This is a genomic window from Alkalihalobacillus deserti (assembly GCF_020734105.1).
GTDB lineage: Bacteria > Bacillota > Bacilli > Bacillales > Bacillaceae_D > Halalkalibacter > Halalkalibacter deserti.
In genome coordinates this window covers 95,530-114,946 of sequence record NZ_JAJAFR010000011.1, presented here as the reverse complement: position 1 = coordinate 114,946, position 19,417 = coordinate 95,530, and the positions used below count along the sequence as shown (strand labels likewise).

General features: G+C 36.9%; 18 protein-coding genes and 1 pseudogene. 12 read left to right on the top strand and 7 right to left on the bottom strand.

The window, feature by feature from the left end; translation table 11 throughout:
- The 3 genes and pseudogenes from LDX58_RS17775 to LDX58_RS17765 form a co-directional block, all read left to right on the top strand.
- Positions 1-237, top strand: a 237-nt coding sequence (locus tag LDX58_RS17775) for a transposase domain-containing protein (RefSeq protein ID WP_227938151.1), incomplete at its 5' end; no start/stop codon positions are given.
- Positions 238-357: 120 nt separating this feature from the next.
- On the top strand, positions 358-1,326 hold the full coding sequence (locus LDX58_RS17770) for a tyrosine-type recombinase/integrase (RefSeq protein WP_227938150.1): 969 nt from the start codon (positions 358-360) through the stop codon (positions 1,324-1,326).
- Between the two features lie 54 nt (positions 1,327-1,380).
- A pseudogene (locus tag LDX58_RS17765) lies at positions 1,381-1,596 on the top strand (tunnelling fold family protein); the annotation flags it as partial.
- Between the two features lie 144 nt (positions 1,597-1,740).
- On the opposite strand, the gene LDX58_RS17760 reads toward LDX58_RS17765, so the two are convergent.
- Positions 1,741-1,938, bottom strand: a complete 198-nt coding sequence (locus tag LDX58_RS17760) for a hypothetical protein (protein ID WP_227938149.1) — start codon at positions 1,936-1,938, stop codon at positions 1,741-1,743.
- 947 nt (positions 1,939-2,885) lie between these two features.
- Between LDX58_RS17760 and LDX58_RS17755 the strand changes: the two genes are divergently transcribed.
- Positions 2,886-4,160, top strand: a complete 1,275-nt coding sequence (locus tag LDX58_RS17755; RefSeq protein ID WP_227938148.1) for a UDP-glucose dehydrogenase family protein — start codon at positions 2,886-2,888, stop codon at positions 4,158-4,160.
- Positions 4,157-5,113 carry an NAD-dependent epimerase/dehydratase family protein gene (locus tag LDX58_RS17750; protein ID WP_227938147.1) on the top strand — a complete coding sequence of 319 codons (957 nt, stop codon included), beginning with the start codon at positions 4,157-4,159 and terminating at the stop codon, positions 5,111-5,113. The genes LDX58_RS17755 and LDX58_RS17750 overlap by 4 nt, the downstream gene beginning before the upstream one ends.
- Positions 5,114-5,186: 73 nt before the next feature.
- Here the strand turns inward: LDX58_RS17750 and LDX58_RS17745 are convergent, their stop codons facing one another.
- Both LDX58_RS17745 and LDX58_RS17740 read right to left on the bottom strand, forming a co-directional pair.
- A complete protein-coding gene (locus tag LDX58_RS17745; protein WP_227938146.1) occupies positions 5,187-6,968 on the bottom strand; it encodes a glycosyltransferase family 4 protein in 1,782 nt (593 codons plus the stop codon).
- A complete protein-coding gene (locus tag LDX58_RS17740) occupies positions 6,965-8,065 on the bottom strand; it encodes a CotS family spore coat protein (protein WP_227938145.1) in 1,101 nt (366 codons plus the stop codon). Before LDX58_RS17740 ends, LDX58_RS17745 begins: the two co-directional genes overlap by 4 nt.
- Positions 8,066-8,464: 399 nt before the next feature.
- Here LDX58_RS17740 and LDX58_RS17735 point away from each other — a divergent pair, with 399 nt between their 5' ends.
- The gene (locus LDX58_RS17735; protein WP_227938144.1) at positions 8,465-8,716 is read left to right on the top strand and encodes a hypothetical protein; all 252 of its coding nucleotides are present in this window, start codon (positions 8,465-8,467) and stop codon (positions 8,714-8,716) included.
- 137 nt (positions 8,717-8,853) lie between these two features.
- Here LDX58_RS17735 and LDX58_RS17730 read toward each other — a convergent pair whose 3' ends face one another.
- The gene (locus LDX58_RS17730) at positions 8,854-9,369 is read right to left on the bottom strand and encodes a manganese efflux pump (protein WP_227938143.1); all 516 of its coding nucleotides are present in this window, start codon (positions 9,367-9,369) and stop codon (positions 8,854-8,856) included.
- 184 nt (positions 9,370-9,553) lie between these two features.
- Here LDX58_RS17730 and LDX58_RS17725 point away from each other — a divergent pair, with 184 nt between their 5' ends.
- Positions 9,554-10,675: a cysteine desulfurase family protein gene (locus LDX58_RS17725; protein ID WP_227938142.1), complete on the top strand. Its 1,122-nt coding sequence runs from the start codon at positions 9,554-9,556 to the stop codon at positions 10,673-10,675.
- A gap of 59 nt (positions 10,676-10,734) precedes the next feature.
- Here the strand turns inward: LDX58_RS17725 and LDX58_RS17720 are convergent, their stop codons facing one another.
- Positions 10,735-10,848 (bottom strand): helix-turn-helix domain-containing protein, encoded by a 114-nt coding sequence (locus LDX58_RS17720; protein WP_308017559.1) that lies wholly within the window; start codon positions 10,846-10,848, stop codon positions 10,735-10,737.
- Positions 10,849-10,951: 103 nt separating this feature from the next.
- Between LDX58_RS17720 and LDX58_RS17715 the strand changes: the two genes are divergently transcribed.
- Positions 10,952-11,230: a hypothetical protein gene (locus LDX58_RS17715; RefSeq protein WP_227938141.1), complete on the top strand. Its 279-nt coding sequence runs from the start codon at positions 10,952-10,954 to the stop codon at positions 11,228-11,230.
- A gap of 200 nt (positions 11,231-11,430) precedes the next feature.
- Here the strand turns inward: LDX58_RS17715 and LDX58_RS17710 are convergent, their stop codons facing one another.
- A complete protein-coding gene (locus tag LDX58_RS17710) occupies positions 11,431-12,480 on the bottom strand; it encodes a C45 family autoproteolytic acyltransferase/hydrolase (RefSeq protein ID WP_227938140.1) in 1,050 nt (349 codons plus the stop codon).
- Between the two features lie 78 nt (positions 12,481-12,558).
- On the opposite strand from LDX58_RS17710, the gene kynU reads away from it, so the two are divergent.
- Positions 12,559-13,833 (top strand): kynureninase, encoded by a 1,275-nt coding sequence (gene kynU / locus LDX58_RS17705; protein WP_227938139.1) that lies wholly within the window; start codon positions 12,559-12,561, stop codon positions 13,831-13,833.
- Between the two features lie 265 nt (positions 13,834-14,098).
- Here the strand turns inward: kynU and LDX58_RS17700 are convergent, their stop codons facing one another.
- Positions 14,099-14,677 carry a hypothetical protein gene (locus LDX58_RS17700; protein WP_227938138.1) on the bottom strand — a complete coding sequence of 193 codons (579 nt, stop codon included), beginning with the start codon at positions 14,675-14,677 and terminating at the stop codon, positions 14,099-14,101.
- Between the two features lie 283 nt (positions 14,678-14,960).
- Here LDX58_RS17700 and LDX58_RS17695 point away from each other — a divergent pair, with 283 nt between their 5' ends.
- The 3 genes from LDX58_RS17695 to LDX58_RS17685 all read left to right on the top strand — a co-directional run bounded on the left by LDX58_RS17695 (position 14,961) and on the right by LDX58_RS17685 (position 19,416).
- A complete protein-coding gene (locus tag LDX58_RS17695) occupies positions 14,961-17,804 on the top strand; it encodes a 2-oxoglutarate dehydrogenase E1 component (RefSeq protein WP_227938137.1) in 2,844 nt (947 codons plus the stop codon).
- Positions 17,805-17,819: 15 nt separating this feature from the next.
- A complete protein-coding gene (gene odhB / locus LDX58_RS17690; protein ID WP_227938136.1) occupies positions 17,820-19,070 on the top strand; it encodes a 2-oxoglutarate dehydrogenase complex dihydrolipoyllysine-residue succinyltransferase in 1,251 nt (416 codons plus the stop codon).
- Between the two features lie 145 nt (positions 19,071-19,215).
- Complete coding sequence (locus LDX58_RS17685; RefSeq protein WP_227938135.1) at positions 19,216-19,416, top strand: DUF6501 family protein; 201 nt, start codon at positions 19,216-19,218, stop codon at positions 19,414-19,416.
- The last annotated feature ends 1 nt before the right edge of the window (position 19,417 follow it).

The window sequence follows — 19,417 nt, the reverse complement described above, 5'->3', positions numbered from 1 at the left end:
CCCAATGTCATTGGTAGAAAAAACTGGCTTTTTTCGGTCAGCGAAGCGGGTGCAAAAGCAAACGCCATCTGTTTGAGTATCGCGGAAACCGCCAAAAGTAACGGCGTAAATTTCTATGAATACATAAAAAAACTTTTGACGGACCTACCCAATATCGCCATCCATCAAAACCCTGAACTATTAAATCATTACATGCCTTGGTCAAAAAAGATCCAAGAAACATGTAACAGAAAATAAAATAAGCCGTATATTCGATTAAAAAAGTCGTGATATACGGCTATTTGTCATGCGTACCGGTAAGGTGCGCTTATTTTTTATAATTCGGGCTTACAGAATTACAAAGAATCAATTACAACCTTGAATCTGAAATTTAATACTTATATTAAAAACTGGTTTGAAAGTAAAAAAGTAAAGCTTCGACCAAGTACAATTAGAAATTATGAAGAACAATTGTACTACAACATCCTTCCTTATCTTGGTGAATTGAATACCTCTGAAATTGATGAAGACGTTATTCAAAATTACATCATGATATTACATAAACAAAGAGGATTATCTCCAGCTACAATAAGAACAAGTTTTGGTATAGTTGCTGAAGTGTTGAGCAAGGCTTTTAAGAAAGGTATTATTCATGAAGACTTTTTGTCTGAAATATCGTTACCAAGAGAAGTTAAAAAACTTCGTGTTTGGGATGAGAAAGATATATATACCTTCTTAAATGCACCTAATAAGATACTAAACTTGACGAGGTATTATATCGGCTTTGTAATTTCAATTCAAACAGGTATGCGAATGGGTGAAGTTCTTAGTTTAAGGTGGAAGGATATTGACATTGAAAATAAAATGATTTTCATTCGTCAAACATTAGCTAAAGATAATGAGAATAGCTATTCTTTTACTGATGAAGGTAAAACAACTTCTGCGATTAGAATAATTTACATCTCTGATTCACTTATTGAAAAATTGACACAGCAAAAACTGTTCCTTGACAATGAAAAGATAATAGTCGGTAATACTTATCACAAGTATGATCTAGTTGTGTGTACTCAAACAGGTAATTGGGTGCATCCGAACAACTTTAGAAGAGCTTTTAAAGTCACTGTTGAACAATTAAACTTACCGAATATAAGAGTTCACGATTTAAGACATAGCCATTCAACTTACTTATTATCGAAAGGTGTTAATCCAAAGATAATACAGGAAAGGTTAGGGCATAAGAACGTGAATATTACTCTTAATACTTATAGTCATGCTTTGCCATCAATGCAACGTGAAGCTATAGGCAAATTCGATAATTTATTTAAACAAGGTGACAATAAAAAGTGACTTAATGAAAATAATATCCTAAATCAATTGATATCATAGGCTTTCACGGGTATAGATTTTCACGAAGACTGCATGAATATCATTATGAATGATTTAATTGAATTAATGGACCCACGCTATATTGAAGTATGGGGCAAGTTTACACCACGTGGAGGAATTAGTATTGATCCTTACACGAACTACGGGAAGCCCGGAACAAAGTATGAAAAGATGGCAGAGTACCGATTGATGAATCATGACTTGTATCCGGAGACGATTGATAATAGATAGTTTGATAACGATAGAGATAAATAATAACAAGAGTGTCATTTTTATAGTAAAGGGCGCTCTTTTTTGGCTAATCATTTATATGTAAAAAGGGCTATACAGACGCTCATACCCGTCTATATAGCCCTATAAAAACTTGGAATTTTCTCACGCAGTATTTCTGTTAACTCTTTTTACCTTAAGCGCTTTAATTTGAGCTATGTTCAGCACAAAGTTATCGTCTGTAACGATGCAGTCCTCACCGTCAATCTTTTGGCGAAACATTTCCTTTCTAATATCTGACTTAGTAGTGAAATCGACTTTCTGTCCGCTAATAAACTCAACGACAACTTGGAATTTCCTCATACTAATCAGCTCCTTTAAGGAATTATAACATGCTTCTACTATTTTAAATATTCCCTTTTGACAATGAAGCGAAAAAGAGGTAATCTTTAGCGCTTTTTTAGTAAGTGAAATGTTCCTTATTAGTCTATCCTGTTATAAGAAGAATAAACCTATTTTTAACCCATAGGCCATATTTAGCATGATATTCACAAAGTTATAAATTATGCCTTATAGTCCTTAAAAAAATGTGGGTTGTTATAGCTTGAAAGTTATGAAAATGTCCAAATGGAAGGGGAAAACAAGAGATATTACGACCTGTAGATTTTAGATAAATAGTTAATCCTGTATTCCGCTACAATTACCTCTGATCTTTTTAAATAGGAATAAATCCCGTGAATAAATTAATTTCACGGCTTATAATAATCTTCTAACTATTGCTTCTTCATTTGAAATAAAAATAAAAACAGAAAAGGGTTTCCACTGTTTTTGTAGTATAAAGTGTAGGAGAGGTAAGGAGGAATACGTTTGATTAGTGATAAAGAAACCGTGATCTTAGCTTTATCTATTAAATTAATTATTGTGACAGCCCTTTTTATTGTCTGGAAAAGGATTAGAAAATAGTAAGCGCATACTTATTTGGTAATTTAATAGATTTAATTAAGAGAGTAGATTAGCTGTCTCAAGATATCAGGAGACAGCTTTTGCTGTGTAATTTCATTTAATTCTATGTTATACAATCTACTAAAAAGTTCAAAATAATCTTTTTCAGAACCAATGTTATAGCGATAGGTTCACTCTATCCTATGCACCTTAGCAAAAAGAGGGAAGTCATTTCTTGAAAGGTTATTAAAAGAAGGTCTAAGGCATTGTAGTCAAACGTTTAATTAATGTATACGTACTCACTATTATTCGACTTTGTTAATAAGATATAAAAAATAATTTTATTTTCATAAAGAGGAGTCGAAGCTATGGATGTATGTGTGATTGGAGCAGGTTATGTTGGACTAACGACCTCTGCCGTATTAGCCAGCTTTGGACATCATGTCCATTGTGTTGATAAAGATAAAGAAAGAATTACCATGTTATTAGAGGACAAGGTTCCAATCTTTGAGCCTGGGTTGGAAGAGCTCGTTATAGAGAATAAAAAGAAAGGAAATCTAGTATTTAGTACTCAATTAGGAAAGGCGGTTAAGAATAGCTCGATCATTTTTATTGCAGTAGGTACACCCCTCTCTGCAGATGGTAGGGCGGATCTTAGTTTCTACCAAGCAGTCACAAATGAACTCTCTACATTAATAGATTCTTATAAAATTATTATTACTAAAAGTACAGTTCCGGTTGGTACCAATAGTGAACTCGAACGAACATTATTAGAAAAAGGGGTTTCAGCAGATTATTTCGACGTCGTGTCAAATCCTGAATTTCTGCGTGAAGGGACAGCTATTTATGATATGTTGCACCCAGATAAAATTGTAGTCGGTGTGAACGACCCCAAGCCAATAACGATGGTACAAAAGCTATATCAAAAAATCCAAGCTCCCTTTATTATAACGAGTTTAAACGGAGCAGAAATGATTAAGTACGCGTCTAATACGTTTTTGGCTGTCAAGATTTCCTTTATTAACGAACTCGCTCAAATTAGTGATGCTTATGATGTTGACATTACCGATGTAGCATTAGGACTTGGTACAGATCCTAGAATTGGCCCTCATTTTCTTCGAGCTGGTTTAGGATATGGAGGGTCTTGTTTACCGAAGGATTTAGCTTCAATGGAACATCAAGCATTGAAACAAGGCATCACTCCTCATCTATTGAAGGCAGCACAAACGATAAACGACCTTTTAATAGATGGATATGTAAACAAACTAAAAAACAAGGTAGCGGACCTACAATCAAAGAAAGTAACAGTATGGGGAGCATCCTTTAAACCCAATACGGATGATACGCGTCACTCTCAAGCTCTTAGGTTGATTGAACGACTAAAAGAGGAAGGTTGTGAAGTGCATGTGTTTGATCCAGCCGTTACGGTTGATCATGTAAAGAATCATCAAGATATGTATGAATCCGTTAATGAATCGGATGTACTAATTATTGCTACCGAATGGAAGGAGTTTATTCAAGCTGATTGGGCCTTGGTCAAAGAGAAAATGAAGGGTCAGGTTATACTAGATTGTCGAAATTGTGTTAGTCCAAGGACGATCAAGCATTACGGCTTTACCTATGTAGGGATGGCTAGACCATGAACATTCTTGTAACTGGGGCAGCGGGTTTCATTGGATCGAATCTTTGTGAAACACTTCTTAGTAATGAGAGTGTGAATATTATTGGTGTCGATTGTTTTATTGGCCCAACTCCTGAACAAATTAAAACAAGAAATATGATCACACTTCTTAACCATCCTCGTTTTACTCTTATCAATGAAGATTTAATGCTAATCGATTGGGAAAAACATCTAAAAGGAATCGATTATGTTTATCACCTTGCTGGAATGCCTGGAGTTAGGTCTAGTTGGGGACCTGATTTTTCAAATTACGTAAGGAATAATATTGATGTTACGCAGCGTTTGCTCGAGGCATCTAAAAACATTCGCTTGAAAAAGTTCATTTATTCCTCAACTTCTTCTGTTTATGGAGAGAAAACCGGAAAAGTCTCCGAAGATGCCAAGCCAGAACCTTTATCTCCGTATGGAATTACAAAGTTAACGGGTGAATATTTATGCCATGTGTATCGGAAAAGTTTCGGTGTTCCTACGGTGATTTTAAGGTATTTTACGGTTTACGGTCCGAGACAAAGAAGTGACATGGCTTTTCATAAATTCATAAAAAGGGCATTAGAAGGAAAAGCGATTCAAGTTTATGGGGACGGCAAGCAAACACGTGACTTCACCTATGTAACCGATTGTGCAAAGGCTACAGCTGCTGTTGCTTATGCTGAGAATGTGATTGGAGAGACAATCAATATAGGGGGAGAGGAAAGAGCCTCTATTCTTGATATTGTTACACTACTTGAGAAGTTGTTAAATAAAAAGATCAACTTGCAATTTTATAACGGAGCAATCGGGGAGCCAAAACATACATGGGCTGATTTAACAAAAGCGGAACGGCTCTTAAGCTATAAACCGAATGTTAGCTTAGAGATGGGACTGAAAAAAGAAATTAACTATATAAAAGGAATTTACAAAAAAAATGAACAATAAACTATTTCAGTAGTTAATGCGAAAAAACCTTTCCTTCGTGGGAAAGGTTTTTCGTTACTCTTTAAAGTTCAAATTATCTGCTTCGCCTTTGTTTGCGTTTGTTTGCGATTTTGTAAAAAAGTTTAGCTGTTGTAATGTCATTTATTGACTGAATATATTCTTTGGTGGACGGTGAGTTATCTAAATTAAATTGCCCTTTAAGCAAATTTTCGAAGTCACTTATAATTTTATTTGTAGAATCATTTAGTTCTGCATTATCATGAGCCTTTTTTCTGATGTTTGAAAGTATTGAATCGAGAATAAAAGGGTTGTTTGTAACCTGCAATAATTTTAATTTAACTCTCTTGCGTCTGCCGAAATTATTCAAGGTTTTTTCCAGTGGCGAAAGATCTGAAAGTGAGAGTTGTTCGGTAAGATCTTTAGAATCAAGATCAGTTAATAATTCACCTAGAGGAATGTCCTCATTAAGGGATTCTTCAGAATCAAGTTCAACGGTCGATGGTTCAAGAAAAACGTCTTCTTTAGAAAAAATTTGAGAGGCTTCATCTGTAATCTGTTCATCAATGATTTCAGTATTAAGTTCTAGTTCTTTAGTTGTTACATCAGAATCCGCTTCTATGTCAGAGCACTGATTTGTTGGTGATTCAATAGTAGCAGTAGCATCGTTACTTTGCTCCTCAGAAGTTAAGGCAATGTTATTTTTAATTTTGTGTTCTACCTCGTTCCAGACATCAGCAATATCATTGATCACTCGCTCCCAAGTGAATTTTTCTTCAGCTAACTCTCTTCCCTTTAAACCTAATCTTTTACAAAGTTTCGGGTCGGAGAGAAGAGGAGCTAATAGGTCTGCGAAAGATTGCGGATCTTCAGGTTGCTCTACAACGAAACCATTTTCATTTGGGGTAATAACTTCCGGATTTCCACCTCTTGCTGTTGTAATAACAGGAAGGCCTGAAGCCATTGCTTCATAGTGAACTCTTGCTAACGGTTCTTGCCATTGAGAAGGACAAACGAATACATCTGCTGCAGCAAACCATTTTTGAATTTCACTTGGGGCAACAAAGCCAGTATTGACGACTGGAATTGGCAATCTTGCAGCTAAAGCACGTACGTAAGCAACATAATCACTTACTTCATTGACACTAAACCATTTACTTCCAACTAGTACAAGAGCAATATCAGGATGCTTTTTTGCAAGTAATGGCATTGCTTGAACTAGAATGTCAGCACCTTTATTAGCGGAAAGCCTCCCAGCGAATAAGATGACTTTTTTGCCTTCGAGATTGTGCTCTGTTCTTATTTCCTTGCGCATATCCAACGCTAGTTTAGAATGTGGGGGCACGAATCGGTCAATATCTACACCGGAGTATATGGTTTTCAACTTGGAAGCTGCTTGCGGAAATAAATCAGCAATTGTCTTTCCGATATAATCACTAACAGTAATAATTTTATCAAGTTGCTCAATCGCTGCTACAGCTTCCTCTGGCTCTATTTTTTCACGCTTAAACATATCATTATGCATGCTTAGTATTAATCTAGCCTTTGGAGCACATTCTCGAACGGCTAGAACTAGACGTGGTCTATTAAAGATATGGATGACATCATAGTCAGGTGCTGATTGCAAAAACTCTTTTACACCATCTCGATAATCTTCAAGTAGTCCACCAGGAGTTCGAACATATCTAATGTTATTAACCTTCTCATCATTTGGTAAAGATGGATCTGTTGTTCCTAGTATTGTTAAATCATGATTTTTGGCTAACGTAAGAGACACACCATCAATATATGTTTGAATCGCTCCGCCTCTTACTGCTGGAACAGGGAGTTTTTCGGTACAGATCATGAGAATTTTCATTGAGACTTAACTCCTTTCCACTGTTTTAGCTCTTCAATTGCTGGCCATTTTGTTTTGTCTGTTTCAGCAATTCTATTACATAGAGCTTCAACTTCATTGTCGAGAAACACGGTAGGTTCATATACCATATCTTTTACATTTTTATAAAATTCATTTGGTAGGGACATATCGATTAGAAGAATTTCATAGAGTTCATCTTCAATTGGATTTGCTTCATGGTAAGCTTCGATCATGCCTTTCATCCATGTGACGTCCCACACACCCAAGTCATCCATTTGCCCAGTGATCAGCTTCCGTAAGTCTCTAATCGGTAAGTCATATGCCACCCCGTCTAAGTCAATAATCCACATTCCATTAGGCCCCATTTGTCCATTGGACCAACCGTAATCTTGATGCACTAATCCCCATGCAGTATTTCCTCTAGCAGCTAAATCATAATAAGATGATTGTTTAAGTTGCTCTAGTGCATCACAAGCTTGCTGTTCAAATATGTCAACATGAGCAAGTATTGCTTGACTAGCAGGCATTTCGGGATAATCTTTAGCTATTTTTCGAAACCAATCCATTTTTTTTAGGACTTTTTCATATGACTTAGGCCAGCGGTGAAGGCGGGTAGGATTTTCAGACCCTTTAGGAGGCACATACCCCTTTGATAGTTGATGGAATTCTCCTAGAGCACGACATAATAATTTAGCTCCTTCTAAATCATTAGCAACTTGATAAAGAGGTTCAATCCATTCAGCAACGAACCAGAGTTTGCCGCCCATTTCAACATAGTTCTCTCCGGTCTTTGTTTTATAAATTGATGGTATCCGTGCATTCTTTTCTTTTACAAGGTATTCTTGTGCGCCAAGACTGAATTTACTTCTTCCAGGCCTCCTGTGTAAAATTTTCAAACTAAATGGTCCCTTGTCTGTGTCCATTTTCCAAATAAGGCCACCTTTGTCCGCTTTTGTTGTAATCACTTCAAGATGGCTTACTTTAAGGTCGTAATGAGTTAGGACAATTTGAGCCATATCAACTATATATTCCGGTACAAAAAAGTCGTCTTCAAGAGTACCATCAAGATCCCAAGGCACAATTTGTTGTTCTGACATCTCTTCCCCTCCAATTCTGTATGGTCTTTAGTAGCGTATTCAAAAATGTGTTTGTGCGTATAGTTAACCACCCAGGTTCTAATTAAAAGATCCATTGAAAATAAACTCTACAAGTTTATTTACCCTTGGTTACGTATATTTCCTAGTACAAGTAAAAAGTCTAGTGTTTTTAGCAGGAAATATTAATTAAGGTTATAGTTTTTAGAATTCCTGTGGAACCGATAGAGTTAACCGTGATGGAGCTTTAGAATATATTCAGTTGATAAATTTACTAATAACTACATAACAAGTTATTTTTCATTACCTATACAGAAATCTCTCAAAATTTCAATTCTTGATTCCATCTATTCAAACAATTATGATGTAGATAAATGAGTTATGGAAGAAGGTAATGAACGAATGAATATACCTAAATATCCCGTGGATTTTAATGATAGTGTGAGAAATAAAAAAAGGGCTGAGGAAGACCTTAATCATAAAATTAATTCGGAAGTTGAAAGTATGATTAAATTCATGAATACGAATAACACCAATAACCATTCTGTTGCGTTTGAGGACGTGCTTATTATCATTGATCGAATTTATGAAGATGATGATAGTTATTTTGAGATTTCTGTGGCAAAACAGCATAGTAGGGGAATCGTTCGCTAAGAGTTATTTCCGAGGCAAGCGCAAAAATAGATAAAAACAGACAATTCACGCCATGACTTTCAATTTAAAAGACCAGGATGGGTTATTATCTCTCCTGGTCTTTTATTCTATTTGAATAAATTATCAAATTGATCATTTTAAAAAAGGACTTTACTGAAACCTAATAATAGAAAAATAAAGCTAGGTATCAATGAGACATAGCGGATAACAAATTGATTTTTTGTTTCATGACCGTAAATGATTCCAAGAATAAAAGCTGAAAAAATAATGATACCCGCTAAAGGAGCGAACCAAAATGATCGTTCTGCTAAACCGGCTTGAATTCCGTAACCTAGACTATCTACATTCATTAATAAAGCAACCATTATGAAATAGGAACGTCTATATAAAGGCATTTCATAAATAAGATTGTATATACCAAGTCCAATGAGAAGAAAGCCAGCGACTGTTTGAATGATGGAGGAAGGAATAAGCTCTCCAAGTAACCGACCGATCCCCATTGAAAAGAAAATAACAAAAGAAGAGAACATCGCTATTAAAACAATGATAATAAGCGGTATACGGATTCGTTTTACGCCAAATAAAAAACCAATGGCAAAAGCATCAATGCTTACAAGCATGGAGAGAAGAAGCAGAAGGACAAAGGCTAGCATAAACCCACCCCACGAATAAAGTTGTAATGGATATATATGCGTTGCTTGTCTTAACTAGAAGTATTGTGTGGGTTATTATAGGAATCGCCTAACTCTTGTGTTACCACATTTAAATCAAATTGTTATGCATTCGTGATTGTGAACTGGTAAAATATACGTACTATTTAATGACGGAGGACTATACATGAAACAAATTTATCTGGACTATAACGCAAGCACACCGATCGCTCCTGAAGTAGTTGAGGCTATGACACCTTTTTTAACAGAGCATTATGGCAACCCATCGACCACTCATTATGCAGCTGTTGAAGCGAAAAAGGCTGTGGAGAAAGCAAGGGAACAGGTTGCATTATTAATTGGAGCTTCAAAAGAAGAAATCATCTTTACAAGTGGTGGTAGCGAATCAAACAATCATGTGATTAAAATGATTTTTGAACAAAACCAATATAAAGGCAAGCATATCATCACCACAACCATTGAACATCCGGCTGTTCATGCACCGCTGCGTTACCTAGAACAAAAGGGTGCAGAAGTTACATATATTCCAGTTGATCAATATGGGCAAGTATCAATTAGCGCTATTGAAAAAGCAATTCGTCCAGATACAATTTTAATCACAGTCATGCATGCCAACAATGAAGTAGGCACGATTCAGCCAATTGAACAAATTGGAAAATTGGCTCAAACCCACGATATTTTGTTTCATACAGATGCGGCTCAATCATTGGGAAAAGTAAATGTAGATGTAACAAAACTCGGTATAGACTTTCTTTCTATTGCAGGACATAAATTGTATGCACCAAAAGGAGTTGGAGCACTCTATATTCGTATGGGGAGACAGTTAAATTCTTATATTCACGGTGCAGGTCATGAAAATGGACAAAGAGCTGGAACAGAAAATGTACTTCTTATAGTAGGTTTAGGAAAAGCATGTGAAATCGCCAAAGGATTTTTAGGACAAATAGACAAAATCAAAGGGATGAAAGAGGATTTCCTTTCAATGTTAAAGGAAGCTTTCCCAAATGAAATACGAGTTAACGGACACACGATCATGTGCTTACCAAATACGTTAAATGTTAGCTTTCATGGTCGAATCGGACAAGAGATATTGGATGTGATACCCGAAATTGCTGCTTCAACAGGCTCTGCATGTCATTCTGGCGAAGTGACTCTATCCCCTGTTCTCCAAGCGATGGGGGTTACTCCAGAGGAGGGAAAGGGAACGATTAGATTTAGTTTAGGGCGCTATACTACTCATAGAGAGCTAACAGAGGCAGTAGACCTGCTACAAGAACGCCTTTCTTAAGCATATTTCTTTACTGCAAAGGATCTCTTCTCTAGCGGCGATGCAATTGATGCTTGTAGCTAAGGCATGGGATATGATACATGTCCTATTGGTGGTTTTATTGCATCCTTATCTTTCTGTTTCCCAAGAAAGAAGTTAAACACAAATCTCGAACAACCAATAGTCTTGTTTATTTACAATTCAGTTTAATGAAAAAGTGACTAGCCTTACGGGTTAGTCACTTTTTCATCCTATATCTGCTACAATAAAAATAAAAGATGAAAGTGAGATTACATAATGATTGATTTAACTTTTGAAAAATACAGTGAGTGCAAATTGAATAACTTAAAAATTGTTGACTCTTATTCTGTTCAACAATGGGAACACTATATCGTTTCATTTGAAGGTGAAGTTCCTAATGAATTACAAGAACCTGAAGCCCTTATAATCGTAGGAGAGTCAGGGAATGTGCTACAGGTGGTATTAAGAGAAGAAGGCTGTGATTCTCCTCTGTTTCAATTTACAGAAAGTGAAAAAAAACAAATTCTTGATTGGTTTGAAAAACAGAAAGAATAGTTTAAGAGCTTGTTTAAAAAGGGAAGACCACCCTTTTTGAACCTTTAGTATCCTCTCTCCTAATGCGGAGTTGCAATGGCTTCACTCACTGCGCGTCTATCCGAGAAAACCACTCGGATCGACTTAAAACATTGCAGTGGCTTCGCTCATTGCTTCGAGCTTGTTCAAAAAGGGAAGACCACCCTTTTTGAACAAGCTCTTTAAGGAGAATATGGAAACGGGATGTCAGTTTCTATGACTCCAAGCATTTTTTTAATACGTATAGGCTTACCATCTATCCAATCTTGTAATGAAAAAAAATGAGGACGATTAGTTGTACCAAGTCCAATTAAACAAGTTAGATGCGTTGGCTCAAAAGCTACTGTATGAATTGTTCCAGCATAATTGGAATAATCTGTTTGAAAGATTTTATGTTTTCGGTCATTTAACCATTGATATCCTTCAAGTAAAGAAGGTGACTGATTTAAAAAGGGGTGCATCAAGCCCTCTCTATTTAGAGAATGTTCAAGATGTTTTCTGTTAAAAGAATGCATAGACGAGTGTGAAAAATGATTTGAGCATAGAAGTTGTTCGCTTCGATGAACAGCAGTTTGTGTAGGGGAAGCTTCGACTACTGCTGCATCACTATGCCTATCATAGATCGAATAATTAAACGAATGGCGATGAGGCAATTCTCTTAGTAAGGAAACAGCTTCTTCTGTTGATTTACAGAGTTCTAGAATAAGTCGATTAATCGTTGTACAAATAAATCCTCGTCCTGGTCTAATACGATTAACAAAATGATAACCAATTGTTAAACCGTGTTCATTCATGCCATCAATACGACCAAAAATCCGTTGAGAAAAAGCAACTGAAGCAAAGCCGGTATTGGGTTTAGTGAAGACAAGCCGCCCTTCATACGTTTTTGGTGAGTAGTCATAGTTTCGAATGTAGATTCCATTAGTCATAATGGCGCTACAACCTGATTTCTTCCAATTGCTTTGGAAACCACTGAACTCTTGGATCACATCAGTAAAAGACCACTCCAACCCTTCTGCTAAACCGATAAGTTCATCCCAGAGATCTTGTTTATATGTTTGAAGGATGGCTTTCGTTTCATTTATATCTGCTTGATAAGCGCGAACGGATTGCTTCAATCTTTTTTTATAAAAAGTAGCTAAAGAGCTATTACGCAATTGCTCGCCTTGCTTAAAACCTATTTCACTATAGGTACCGCAAACTCGATGGATAGGTACAGTAAATCGTTGCATAAGTTTTTCTCCACCTTAAATATAATGTTATTACTGTATCAGATTCTTTACGTTTGGGAAATGAAAGGTGGGAATTACATGACAGATATGTTACTAGAAAAAGCAAAAAAATTAGACGAGAAAGATTCTCTTCAAAAGTATAAAAATCAATTTTATTTGGTGAAAGAAAGGCTCTATTTTGATGGAAATTCACTTGGGCTCTTATCGAAAAGAGCGGAGGCAGCTGTTTTAGAAATTCTAAATATGTGGAAACATCATCAAATTGAAGGATGGACGGAAGGGAAGTATCCATGGTTTACTCTTGCAGAACAACTTACTGAGGCGATAGCTGTAATCGTTGGAGGAAAAAAAACAGAAATCATGATAACAGGCTCTACGACATTGAATTTACATCAGTTAGTGAGAAGCCTTCAACCTTTTAATAGTGGCCGGACAAAAGTCGTTATGAATGAGTTAGAGTTTCCCTCAGATATCTATGCCATTTCGGAAATCCTTAAAGAACAAGGGCTTGACCCTGAACAGCATCTGGTGAAAGTGAAAAGTAAAGACGGACATTTGTTAGCAGAAGCAGATATTTTAGACGCTTTGCAAGACGATGTTGCCTTACTTGTCATGCCCTCTGTCTTATACCGAAGTGGTCAATTACTTGATCTGAATACATTGACAAAAGAAGCTCATAAACACGGAATATTGGCTGTTTTTGATTGTAGCCATTCTGTCGGGTGTCTACCTCATCATTTTCATGATTGGGGAGTTGATGCAGCATTTTGGTGTACCTATAAGTACTTAAACGGGGGACCAGGTGCAGTGGGTGGATTGTTTATTCATGAAAAGCATTTACCGGTAACACCTGCCTTGGCTGGATGGTTTGGCTCAGATAAGAGTAAACAATTTGATATGGCTCATCAGTTCACGCCAGCAAGTGATGCAGGCGCCTTACAAAGTGGAACTCCTCACATATTGAGCATCGCACCTTTGATTGGAGCACTATCCATTTCATCTGAGGCCGGTATAGATCAAATTCGCAGGAAATCACTGGCGTTAACAGAGTTCTTATTAGAAGGAATTAAGCTAGAATTGTCTCATTTCAACTTTAAGGTTGCAACACCAGAAAGAGCAGAAGAGAGAGGTGGGCATATAAGTCTATCTCATCCTGAAGCGGCAAGAATATGTAAGGCACTAAAAGCTGAGGGAGTTATTCCCGATTTTAGAGCTCCATCGGTTATCCGACTGGCTCCGGTTGCCTTATATAACTCTTTTGAAGATGTATACCATTGTATAAATATACTTAAACGAATCATGTTTGAGGAGCGATATAAGAAGTATTCTAACGAACGTGGGGTCGTAGCCTAAATTCATATTGCGGTTTTGTAAGAGGTTGGGAGATAAGAACCAACCTCTATTGTGTTATGATGCATCAATCTTAGATTAATTGAGGAAAAAATGGAGCATCCTATTATTTAAGTTAAGGCCAGAATCAAGTCTTAGACAAATCCTATTGCAATAGCAGAAATAGATCAGTAAAAACGAAATGAAACAGCGAAAAATCTTTATGTTAGCAATTAGGTTGAGAGCAGCTGGTTGAATAAATCGCTTCATGTCAAGATAAGGAAAGTCTCTAAACGTTCAGTCCTTGAAAATATTGAACGACCTTCTGTGGATTTTTAATTAAATCAATTCCCCGCTTTTTTAGCTCGGACTCATGTTTTAGTTGAAAATCAAGCTCTTCTTTGCTAAACGTTTTTGTCCATTTTTGAAGTGAATCCTTTTGTTCTTGTTCAAGAGAGTTCTCAATTGTCATACAAATAAACGTTCGACAAACAACATTCTTAAAAGAAGGGTCTAACGAACATCCTTTATTAAAGAATTGACAAGTTGAATAAGATAATTTCAAATCATCCTCTTCTAATTTTGATAAATTCACCTTTCTAACTTGTTGATAAGCTGGGTGAACTTCTGCATGTACTTTAATTGAATAAGGAAAAGTTTCAGCTTTAGGATGCATTAGAACAGAATCTATAAAAAAAGATTGGTCTTCTGCGCACATCTTGGCGATCTCTAGTAAATAGAAGGTAGGACTATAAGAACAGCAGCCTACTTTTGGAAACTGGCGATTAGGTGGTTGAAAGAAATCATCTTGGCAGTTTAAACAAGAATTTGAAAGAATTTGCCTCTTTTCTATATCGATAAAAATCATTATTATCAGTCCTTTTCTCATTGAGGAATAAATTAGCAAAAAAAAAAAAAAATTTCCTTAAAAATAACTAGATTTTTTGAAAAAAAAGATTTAAACTCTTAAGTTGTAAAGTGTTAATTATACTGTCTACAAAATTAGAGTGGAAGTCAATTAGATCGATCTAAAAAAACTTACAAATTCCCTTTAACAATTGTGACAATCATGTTAAAATAGTGATGAAAGCGTTACATCACTTTAAAAATTCATAGATTTAACTTAAGTTAAACTAGGAGGTCATTATTTTATGTCAAGCAAGGGGCACAAAGCGGAAGAACCATGGCAAGGGTTTCATGGTCCGAATCTTGGCGTAGCAATTGAGCTTTATGAGGAATATTCAAAAAATCCTGAAGCTGTAGAAGAGGATCTAAGAGAGCTATTTGAGATTTGGGGTCCACCACCTTCTGATGTTCAGAGTCAGAGTCAACCTATTGCTGATTCTGGATCTTCTGCGGCCTCACCAGATATGGTTAGGAAGTTTGTTAATGCTGTTAAGTTAGCGGATATGATTCGTCGTAAAGGTCATTTAGTCTCTAATATCAACCCAATAGTAAAAAATGAAAAGCATAGTCAATTACTAGAGCTTGAACAATATGATCTAACGGAAGAATTTCTGAAAAAAGTTCCTGTTGATATGATTTGTCCCAATGCTCCAGCTCATGTAAAAAATGGGTTAGATGCGATTAATTATTTGAAAGAATGTTACACGAAAACAACTGCGTTTGAATTTAATCATGTTCATGATATGGAAGAGCGTGAATGGTTAATCAAAATGGTAGAAACTGGTTTGTATTTACCGAACTTTACGAAACAACAACGTCTCAATCTTTTAAAACGTTTGACACAAGTTGAAGGTTTTGAAAAATTTGTGCATCGTACATTCGTTGGTCAAAAGCGGTTCTCGATTGAAGGTTTGGATATGTTAGTACCAATGCTTGACGAAGCGGTTCGTGAAGTTGTCCATGAAGGGACACAACACGTGTTTATCGGTATGGCTCACCGTGGTCGTTTGAATGTATTAGCGCATACACTTAATAAGCCATATAATAGAATTTTTTCTGAGTTTTTACATGCTCCGAGTAAAGATTCTGATCCGGCTGGTGGGTCTAAAGGGATTAATGGTTGGACTGGAGATGTTAAGTACCACTTGGGTGCAGATCGTCAAATTCGTGAAGAAAACACGGCTGAAGCAACTGTTTCACTTGCAAACAATCCAAGTCACCTTGAATTTGTGAGCCCAATTGTTGAAGGATATGCAAGAGCAGCTCAAGAAGTAAGAACATCTAAAGGTTTTCCGGAACAATCTATTATTAAAGCTTATTCTATCTTGATTCATGGTGACGCAGCGTTCCCTGGTCAAGGAATTGTTACTGAAACATTAAACCTTAGCCGATTGAAAGGTTATCAGACTGGTGGGTCTCTTCACATTATTGCAAATAACAACATTGGATTTACAACAGAAACGTACGACTCTCGTTCAACTACATATGCGAGTGATCCTGCTAAAGGATTTGAGATTCCGATTATCCATGTTAATGCAGATGACCCAGAAGCTTGTTTTGCAGCAATCCATTTAGCGGTGCAGTATCGCAAACGGTTCAAAAAGGATTTCTTAATTGATTTAATAGGTTATCGTCGTTTTGGTCATAATGAAATGGATGAACCAGCTGTCACGCAGCCGGGAACTTACAATATTATTCGTAAGCATTCAACTGTTCGTGCCATCTATGCAAATCAACTTACAGAAAAATCTGTTATTGAAAAAACATATGGTGATCAGCTTGATAAAGAAGTTCAAGAAGATCTTCAAACGGAGTACGATGACGTTATTGCCAATAAATCAAGCAAAATAAAGGAAATGTCTCCTCCGGATGTGGTTGTTAATGGTTTACCACGAGTGAAGACGAATGTTCCATTTAAGACATTGAAGGAGATTAATGACCAATTGCTTGAATGGCCTGAGAGTTTTGCTGCTAATACTAAGCTAGAAAAAATCTTAAAGCGTCGTTTGCAATCATTTGATGAAAACGGGAAAATTGATTGGGCTTTAGCCGAAACACTTGCATTTGCAACCATTCTACATGATGGAACTCCAATCAGATTAACTGGTCAAGACTCAGAGCGTGGTACGTTTGCTCACCGTCATTTAGTTTTGCATGATCGTGAAAACGACCAAGTTCATACGCCATTACAGACATTTGAGAAAGCAAATGCATCGTTTGCTGTTTACAATAGTCCGCTATCAGAACAAGCAGTTGTTGGTTTTGAATATGGCTATAATGTGCAAGCGCCAGAAACACTTGTCTTATGGGAAGCTCAATTTGGAGATTTTGCTAATGGTGCTCAAGTCATGTTTGATCAATGGATTTCTGCTGGTCGAGCTAAATGGGGTCAAAAGTCAGGATTAGTTATCTTATTACCGCATGGTTACGAAGGTCAAGGGCCTGAGCATTCTAGTGGTCGTGTTGAACGTTTTCTAGTTCTTGCTGCTGAAAATAACTGGACAATCGCCAATTGTACGTCAGCTGCTCAATACTTTCATATTCTGAGAAGACAAGCAAAAATTCTTGAAAAAGATGCTGTACGTCCGCTTATTATTATGACACCAAAAAGTTTGTTGCGTAATCAAGTGGTTGCTTCGACACATGAAACGTTTACTGAAGGAGAATTTTTACCAGTATTCGAGCAAGATGGATTAGGTGAAAAAGCTGATAGCGTTGAGCGAATTGTAATGTGTAGTGGTAAGCTTGCAATTGATCTAGCTGATCGTGTACAAAAAGATTCGGATGACAATTGGGATTGGTTGCATATTGCCCGGGTAGAAGAGCTTTATCCGTTCCCGAAAAAACAAATCCGTGAATTATTTGCACGTTACACGAATTTAAAAGAGATTGTTTGGGTGCAAGAAGAACCTAAAAATATGGGTGCTTGGCCTTATATTGAATCTCGTATTCGTGAAATCACACCTGAAGGCACGGCAGTAAGTTATATTGGACGTACACATCGTTCAAGCCCAGCTGAAGGGGATCCAGTCGCACACAAGAAAGAGCAAGAACGTATTGTAACAGAATCGTTAACACGTAAACAATAAGAGGAGGCTTTACCTGTGATTGAAATTAAAGTACCAGAACTTGCAGAATCGATTACTGAAGGAACAATAGCTCAGTGGTTAAAAGAAGTTGGAGACCATGTAAACCAAGGAGAATACATCGCTGAATTAGAGACAGATAAAGTAAATGTTGAAATCGTAGCAGAGCACTCAGGTGTTATTAAAGAATTTAAAAGAGAACCTGGTGACACAGTTGAAGTAGGTGAAGTAATCGCTGTGATTGACGAAAACGGAAGTGCTGGTGGAAATGCTCCCGAAAGTGCAGCAGCTCCTGTACAAGAAGAAGTAAAAGAAACCGTTCCGGCAGCAAAAGAGGAAGCTATTGCTCCTTCTTCTACAAACCGACCACTTGCTTCACCGGCAGCTAGAAAACTTGCACGTGAAAAGGGAATTGATTTAAGTTCAGTTTCTACTGTTGATCCTCTTGGACGCGTACGTAAGCAAGATGTTGAATCTCACGGTACTGGGGCGCCAGCAAAGGTAGCAGCAGCTCCTGCACCTGCTAAAAAAGCACCAGCTGCTTCAGTTGCTTCTGATGATCCTACTAAGCCGGTAGAACGAGTTAAAATGTCGCGTCGTCGTCAAACGATTGCGAAGCGTCTGGTTGAGTCTCAACAAACTGCTGCAATGCTTACAACTTTTAACGAAGTCGATATGACAGCTGTGATGGATGTTCGTAGCCGACGCAAGGATGCATTTGTTGATAAAAATGGCGTAAAGCTTGGATTTATGTCTTTCTTCACAAAAGCAGTTGTTAGTGCTTTGAAACAGTTCCCATTGTTGAATGCTGAAATTCAAGGTGACGAACTCTTGATCAAAAAGTACTATGACATCGGTTGTGCCGTTTCAACAGACGAAGGCTTGGTTGTTCCTGTATTACGTGATGCTGATCGCTTAAGCTTTGCCGGAATTGAACGTGGTATCGGTGAGCTTGGTAAAAAAGCACGTGATAATAAGTTATCGATTGCTGATTTACAAGGTGGTACATTTACCATTACAAATGGTGGAGTATTTGGATCGCTTATGTCGACACCAATCTTAAATGCCCCTCAAGTAGGTATTCTAGGTATGCATAAGATTCAATGGCGTCCAGTTGCGATTGATCAAGAACGTTTTGAAAATCGTCCGATGATGTATATTGCTCTTTCTTATGACCACCGTATTGTTGATGGAAAAGAAGCTGTTGGTTTCTTAGTTACATTGAAAAGTCTGTTAGAGGATCCAGAATCTCTTTTACTAGAAGGGTAATGATTTGATCATAGAGGCTGACCTTAGCGGTTAGCCTCTATATTTGTTTTTTACAATTACATTATGATCTACATTAAAGTTTGCAATATCAAAAATTACCATTATAATGGAACTATAGAGATAGGTACAGAAAGTGAGTGGTGAAATGATTCATCAAAATTGGACTAATCGTGAGACGATTCGTACGATTGAGTGTGTTCATACGGATGCTAAGAAATATATGGTGAACCGTGCGTTAACAGCTGGGAAATTATACGAGCTTAAAAATGAAACTGACGAATTTTATTTTGTTATTGATAATACTGGAAATATCGGTGGCTATTATAAAGAGTACTTCAAGGGATAAG